The organism is Neisseria sp. P0022.S010 (assembly GCF_051956635.1).
Window position 1 is genome coordinate 1 of the sequence record NZ_JBQCXF010000148.1, and the last position, 6,857, is coordinate 6,857.

Annotated in this window: 6 protein-coding genes; 2 read left to right on the forward strand and 4 right to left on the reverse strand. The window is 50.3% G+C overall.

Annotated features, from left to right (window positions below):
• From ACTHUT_RS12115 to ACTHUT_RS12130, 4 genes are all read right to left on the reverse strand, one after another.
• Positions 1 to 1,603, reverse strand: a 1,603-nt coding sequence (locus ACTHUT_RS12115; RefSeq protein ID WP_440418834.1) for an HD domain-containing protein, incomplete at its 3' end; no start/stop codon positions are given.
• A 19-nt stretch (positions 1,604 to 1,622) separates the two neighbouring features.
• The gene (locus ACTHUT_RS12120; protein WP_004519584.1) at positions 1,623 to 1,919 is read right to left on the reverse strand and encodes a helix-turn-helix domain-containing protein; all 297 of its coding nucleotides are present in this window, start codon (positions 1,917 to 1,919) and stop codon (positions 1,623 to 1,625) included.
• A 423-nt stretch (positions 1,920 to 2,342) separates the two neighbouring features.
• Entirely contained in the window at positions 2,343 to 2,783 is a 441-nt protein-coding gene (locus ACTHUT_RS12125; RefSeq protein ID WP_049336036.1) for a TIGR01244 family sulfur transferase, read from the reverse strand.
• A gap of 78 nt (positions 2,784 to 2,861) precedes the next feature.
• On the reverse strand, positions 2,862 to 4,613 hold the full coding sequence (locus ACTHUT_RS12130; RefSeq protein WP_049336034.1) for a M61 family metallopeptidase: 1,752 nt from the start codon (positions 4,611 to 4,613) through the stop codon (positions 2,862 to 2,864).
• Between the two features lie 332 nt (positions 4,614 to 4,945).
• On the opposite strand from ACTHUT_RS12130, the gene ccoN reads away from it, so the two are divergent.
• Positions 4,946 to 6,379: a cytochrome-c oxidase, cbb3-type subunit I gene (gene ccoN / locus ACTHUT_RS12135; RefSeq protein WP_003748780.1), complete on the forward strand. Its 1,434-nt coding sequence runs from the start codon at positions 4,946 to 4,948 to the stop codon at positions 6,377 to 6,379.
• 24 nt (positions 6,380 to 6,403) lie between these two features.
• Positions 6,404 to 6,857 (forward strand): cytochrome-c oxidase, cbb3-type subunit II (gene ccoO, locus ACTHUT_RS12140; RefSeq protein WP_440418835.1); only part of this gene is annotated, 454 nt, incomplete at its 3' end.

Genomic DNA, 6,857 nt, shown 5'->3' on the forward strand with positions numbered 1-6,857 from the left:
TGTCTTCTTTTTGGGCAACGGTGGACATGAGCAGGTGGTTTTCAACCAGCCATGCGAGGAGGTGGCTTTCTTCTTCGGTGTAGTAGTGGTTGGCGGCGAATTGTTGTGCGTCTTTGATGCCTTCTTTTGCGTGATCGCCGCCACGGCCTTTAGCGATGTCGTGCAGCAGGGCGGCGGTGTAGAGGACATATGGTCGTGGATAGGCCTGCATGATGGCGCTGGCTTCGGGCATTTCGTGGCTGTGGGTTTCGATGGCGAGACGGCGCATATTGCGGACAACGGTCAGGATGTGGTCGTCTACGGGGTAAATATGGAAGAGGTCGTGTTGGAGCAGGCCGGTGATTTTCTCCCATGCGGGGAGATAGCGGCCAAGTACGCCGTAGAGGTTGAGAAAACGGAGGGTTTGGGTGAGGCCGGTACCGTGTTTGAAGAATTGGATAAAGCGGCGGCGGTTTTCTGGATTTTGGGTGAAACGGGTGTTGATTTTTCGTGTGGCCGCCCACCATGCGCGCAGGGTTTGCGGCTCGATGGTGGTGATGCTTTGCTCCTGCATGGTTTGGATGATGGTGAAGATGTGTTCGGGGTTGTGTTCAAACAGGGCAAGGTCGTTGGCGGCGATTTGGTGGCCGATGCGTTTGTAGCGGCTGTCGATGGGGTGGATATGTTGGGGGCGGCTGGAGGTTTGATGGTTTTTGAGAACCGGAATGAGGATGCCGTTGAGTTGTTTGATGGCTTTGGTGGCGCGGTAGAAGGTGTGCATCAGAGCTTCGCTTCTGCCGCGGATGTCGGGTTGGGTATAGCCTAAGCTTTCGGCAACTTGGGACTGGTAGTCGAAAAGCAGCCTGTCTTCGGGGCGGTCGGCGGTAAGGTGGAGATGAATGCGGATGTTGGCGAGGCGGCGGTAGCCATGAGCCAGCATGCCGGCTTCGGTGCGTGTGAGGACACCGGCGGTAACGAGGGCGGTGGGGTTGCTGTCTATGCCTTGTGCTTTGGCTGTCCAGATAAGGGTGTGGATGTCGCGCAGGCCGCCGGGGCAAGTTTTGATGTTGGGTTCGAGTTGTGCGCCTGTGCCTTGGGATTTTGTATGGCGTTGCTCCATTTCGAGGAGTTTGGCTTCGATAAAGGCGGCTGTGTCGCGACGTGTGTTGAGTTTGTTTAGAAGTTGGGCGGTAAGTTTGGCATCGCCTTGTAGGTGGCGTGCTTCAAGAAAGGCGGTTTCGCCGGTAATGTCGTTTTGGGTACTTTGGAGGATTTCTTCTATGCTGCCGCTTTTGATGGCCGGATTGAGGCGTGCGTCCCAAAGGGTTTGGATAAATTGGGCGGTTTGTTGTTGCAGGCCGTCTGAAAATGGGGCCGAGGAAATAATCGCTAAGTCCCAGTCAGAATGGGGGTAGAGTTCACAACGTCCGAAGCCGCCGATGGCAATCAGACTGATGTCGTTGCTGTCGGGAAAGTGGATTTGCCAGAGGGTTTGCAGTAGGGTTTCAGCAGCGGCGATATGGTCGCGGAAGTAAGCGGTAGGGCGGTTGTTTTGGCGGTAGGCAGTTTCTGCTGCGGCTTTTTGCTGCTGGTAGATTTGGATGGCTTGTTGGGCGGCGGGCATGATGGTGTCTGGCTGTGAATTAGGCTTGGGTATCGGTAGGCTCGGTCATTTGGCGGAGCATTTCTTGCGGCGGAAGGAGGAGTTTGTAAGGGGCGATTTTAAGCGCGGATGCGATTTTTTCGATGTTGGAAAGGGCGATGTTCCAGCGTTTGCGTTCGACGGCGGAAACGTAGGTGCGGTCAAGTCCGCATTGGCGTGCCAGTTCTTCTTGCGACCAGCCGTGATTAACGCGGTAGAGGCGCATGTTGTAAGCGATAATGGCGCGGAGGTCTTGCGGATCGGGCAGGCTTGGAGGGGGAGTGAGTTTGTTGACCATGGTGTTTTGAGTTTGTGGTTTGAACGATAAGGGGATTTTATACTATTTTTGTGAGAGGAAAGGAAAGGCCGTCTGAAAGTTTTCAGACGGCCTGAAAGGGGGTAGGTATAAAAAAAAGGGGGTGGCTTTCGGCCACACCCAAACACACACACATCAAGAGGAAAGAAAAATCATTTAATAAGAGAGCTGGCTCTTATCGAGGAAACTGGAGGATTCGGGCTTGGCCCTGAATCATTGAAAGGCATTATAAATGAAAATAGGGTCAGGGTATTGATACAGGTCAATTCGGGCTTGATTTAGAAAATATATTTTTAGGATAGTGGAAATAAATTAAAAATAAGCTAAGGCAATCAGGCCGTCTGAATAATCGGTTTCAGACGGCCTGATTGGTTTGAAGGCTACTACTTATATATAAATAAAGTATTAAGCCAAACCTTTATCTTTGGCTTCTTGCAGGCGGGTTTCAAAGTTGCTGAGGTTGACGCCAGCCTGTTCGGCTGCGGCAACTACTTCGGCTACGGATGCGCCGTGTTGCACTTGATGATAACCCCAAAGCAGGGAGCAGCGAGTACCGGTGCGGCAGAAAGCAAGAATAGGAGCCGGAGATTGTTGCAACAGATTTTGGAAGGCTGCGACATCGGCTGCGTTGATTTGAGGCGCGACAACGGGCTGGGATGAGAATTGGTTGATGCCAGCCTCTTTAAACCAGTTTTGCACTTCGGCAAAAGCCGGTTGGTTTTCTTCTTCACCGTCCGGGCGGTTGCAGATGATGGTTTTGATGCCGAGACGTACGGCTTCTTGGACATCTGCTTCGGTCAGTTGGGGGGCGATATAGAGGGTGTCGGTCAGTTTACGGATGGGCATAGTTTTTCCTTTCTTTATATTAAATGGATATGTTGATTTCAGACGGCCTAGGAAGTGGCAGGCCGTTTGAAGTTTTATTTAATGATTGTACAACCAGTTTTCGAGTTTTTGGCGATCGGTAATGTGCAGCAGGGCAGTATTGGCTTCTGCCGCTTGAACTGTGATGCTGGTTTCACGCAATAGGCCTTGACGGAAGAAATGGATGGTGGTGCGCGTGCCGATAGGCAGTTTGCTCCACTGTGCCGCAAGGTCGTTGCAGGCATAGCCGCCTAGGGCGATGATTTTGTCTTGCGGGCAGAGTCCGGCATTTTCTGCACTGCCGCCATTAAATACATGAGTCAGGACGGCATGATCGCTGCTTTGTTTGAAACGTGCGCCCAAATCGTTGGCGGGGGCAACCGATTGGGGTTCGCTTGCAAATGCTCCGCCATGTTGGCGAGGTAGGGGAATAAAGTCGAGTTTGACACCTACGCTTTGTAGGCATTCTGCGAGCGGAAGGTCTTCGGTGCTGTATAAGGCCGTCTGAAAGAAGGTTTCTAAATCTAAACTGGTCATTTCTTGGCAACGGATTTGCCAGTGTTTTTCGGGTATGCCTTGATGGGTGTTGCACCAGTCGCGATAGTGTTGCTGCATCACGCTGTCGATGGTGTATTTGCCTTGGCTTTTTTCACGGATGATAAGGTCGAGGCAAAGTGCGGCCAGTGCGCCTTTTTGATAGTAGCTGACGATGGCGTTTGGGCTGTTTTCGTCTTGTTTGTAGAACTTGTCCCACGCGCTGAAACTGGATTGGGCAAGTGTTTGTTTCAGGCGGCCTTGTGTCTGCTGTACACGTGTGATGCTTTGTGCAAGCAGGGTAAGGTAGGCTTCGGGGCTGATGGTTTTGCTTCGGGCTAGAAAGAGGTCGTCGTAGTAGGAAGTAATGCCTTCGAATGCCCAAAGTTGCTCGGTATAGTTTTCTTGGTCGAGGTTGTAAGGTGCGAATACGGCCGGTTTGATGGATTTGACGTTCCATGCGTGGAAGTATTCATGGGAGAAGAGGCCGAGCAGTTCGGTATAGGCTTTGTCGGCTTCACCCATATCGTAAGATGGCAGACTGTGGCGGTCGGCGAGTAGGGCGGTGCTGCTGATGTGTTCCAGTCCGCCATAAAGGTTGTCGCCCAGATGTAATAGGAAAAGGTATTCGGAAAACGGGGCAGGGGAGGGGAACATCGCTAACTCGGTTTCGCAGATTTTTTGAATATCGGCGAGGAAGCGGGTGCGGTCGAAATCAGGATAGATGCCGCTTAATGCAATACGGTGGGGGATGCCTTGTGCTTCAAAGTCGAGGAATTCGATGATGCCTGTTTCAACAGGATGATCAATAAGCTCGGCATATGAGGCCGTCTGAAAAGTGGTCGCCGAAATTTGGGGTAGGGTGGTGGCTATCTGCCATGTGTGTGGCAGGGTAGGAAATTCGACTTGGTGTGGTTGTTCCTCTTGTCCGTGCACTTTTAAGAATAGGCACGCGCCATCAAAAAAGCCGCGCTCGGTACTGAGGAATGAGCCGCGAACAGACAAGTCGAATGCGTAGACGGTGTAGTAAATTTCCCACGCTCCATTGAGGGCAGGGGTTTGCCAATAGTTTTTGCTGGTTTGTGTCAGTGGCTGGGCTTTGCCGTTGCAGCACGCGTTGATGTGTGTGATGTGGCGGGCAAAGTCACGGATGAGATAGCTGCCGGGAACCCAGTTTGGCAGGCTGATTTCTGTTTCAGAATCATCAGTTTGAGTGAATGATAAGGTGATGTGCCATTCATGAGACAGAAAGTTGGGGGTAATTTTGTAATTAATCATGGCTATTGGTTAATTTGCTAAAGTTTATTAAGAGGAAGGGGTTTTAAAGGGTAGGCTTAATCTATATCAATAAAACTGTACGAAAAAGGGGGCTTGAAAAAATGCTGTGTCCGATTTATTGAACATGTTTAAATAATTTATTGATTATAAAAGAAATGAGATTATGTCTCACTAAAGTTTTTATGCAATATGGAATGTAATTTTGCTTGGCATGTTGTGGTGTCTATGTTAAATTTAGAAAAATTTGAGCCTTGGCCGTATTGCGCTTTTCGTAAATGCAGGGGCTGGGGTGAGATAAAAATTTTTTATACCCATAATTTATGGAGACTTCCATGGACACACAAACTTATAACTACAAAGTGGTGCGCCAGTTCGCCATCATGACTGTAGTTTGGGGTATTGTGGGCATGTTGGTTGGCGTTATCGTCGCTGCCCAGCTTTTTGCTCCGGCCCTAGATTTATCCAATATCGGACCTTGGTTCCACTTTGGCCGCCTGCGTCCTCTGCACACCAATGCGGTTATTTTTGCATTCGGTGGTTGTGGTTTGATCGGTACATCATACTACGTTGTTCAACGTACATGTAATACCCGTCTGTTTGGCGGTTGGCTGCCTGCATTTACCTTCTGGGGTTGGCAGGCCGTTATCGTGGCTGCTGCCATCAGCTTGCCTATGGGTTACACCCAAGGTAAAGAATACGCCGAGTTGGAATGGCCTATCGACATTTTGATTACGCTGGTGTGGGTTGCCTACGCTATCGTATTCTTCGGTACGATTGCCAAACGTAAAATCAAACATATTTACGTTGCCAACTGGTTCTACGGCGGCTTTATCTTGGCCGTTGCACTGTTGCACATCGTCAACAATATCAGCATCCCTGCCGGTTTGATGAAATCTTATCCGGTTTACGCAGGTGCGATTGATGCGATGGTTCAATGGTGGTATGGCCACAATGCGGTGGGCTTTTTCCTGACAGCCGGCTTCTTGGGTATGATGTACTATTTCGTACCTAAACAAGCGGGCCGTCCGATTTACTCTTACCGCTTGTCCGTCGTTCACTTCTGGGCTTTGATTTTCACTTATATGTGGGCTGGTTCACACCACTTGCACTACACCGCATTGCCTGACTGGACTCAATCTTTGGGTATGGTATTGTCTTTGATCCTGTTTGCGCCTTCTTGGGGCGGTATGATCAACGGTATCATGACTCTGTCCGGCGCATGGGACAAACTGCGTACCGACCCGATTTTGAAATTCTTGATCGTTTCTCTGTCTTTCTACGGTATGTCTACCTTCGAAGGCCCGATGATGTCTATCAAAACCGTTAACGCTCTGAGCCACTACACCGACTGGACTGTTGCACACGTTCACGCCGGCGCATTGGGCTGGGTGGGCTTTGTAACCATCGGTTCCGTTTACTATATGATTCCCCGCTTGTTCGGCAAAAATGAAATGTACAGCACCAAATTGGTTGAGGCGCATTTCTGGATCGCGACCATCGGCGTGGTTCTGTATATCGCTGCAATGTGGATTGCCGGTGTGATGCAAGGCCTGATGTGGGGTTCTTTGAATGACGACGGCACACTGACTTATTCCTTCGTTGAATCCGTAAAACGTACCATGCCTTACTACATGATTCGTTTCACCGGCGGTCTTCTGTACCTGAGCGGTATGTGCATCATGGCATATAACGTTTACCGTACTGCTATCAGTGGTAAAGCGGTTGATGCTGAGATTCCTGCGGTTTCTCAAACCCAACACCACTAATAATAAGAAAGATAGGCTACCAAAATGAAATTGCAACAATTAGCTGAAGAAAAAGTTGGTGTACTGATTGTATTCACCCTGCTTGTAGTCAGCGTCGGCCTTCTGATCGAGGCTGTCCCGCTGTTCTTCTCCAAGGCAGTTACTGAACCTGCACCCGGCGTGAAACCATATAACGCCCTGCAAGTGGCAGGTCGCGATATTTATGTGCGCGAAGGCTGCTACAACTGCCACTCTCAAATGATTCGTCCATTCCGTGCAGAAACTGAACGTTACGGTCATTACTCCGTTGCCGGTGAGTCTGTTTATGACCATCCGTTCCAATGGGGTTCTAAACGTACCGGTCCGGATTTGGCTCGTGTCGGCGGCCGTTATTCCGATGAATGGCACCGCATCCACCTGCTGAACCCGCGCGACGTTGTGCCGGAGTCCAATATGCCTGCATTCCCATGGCTCGCACGCAATAAAGTCGATGCCGAGG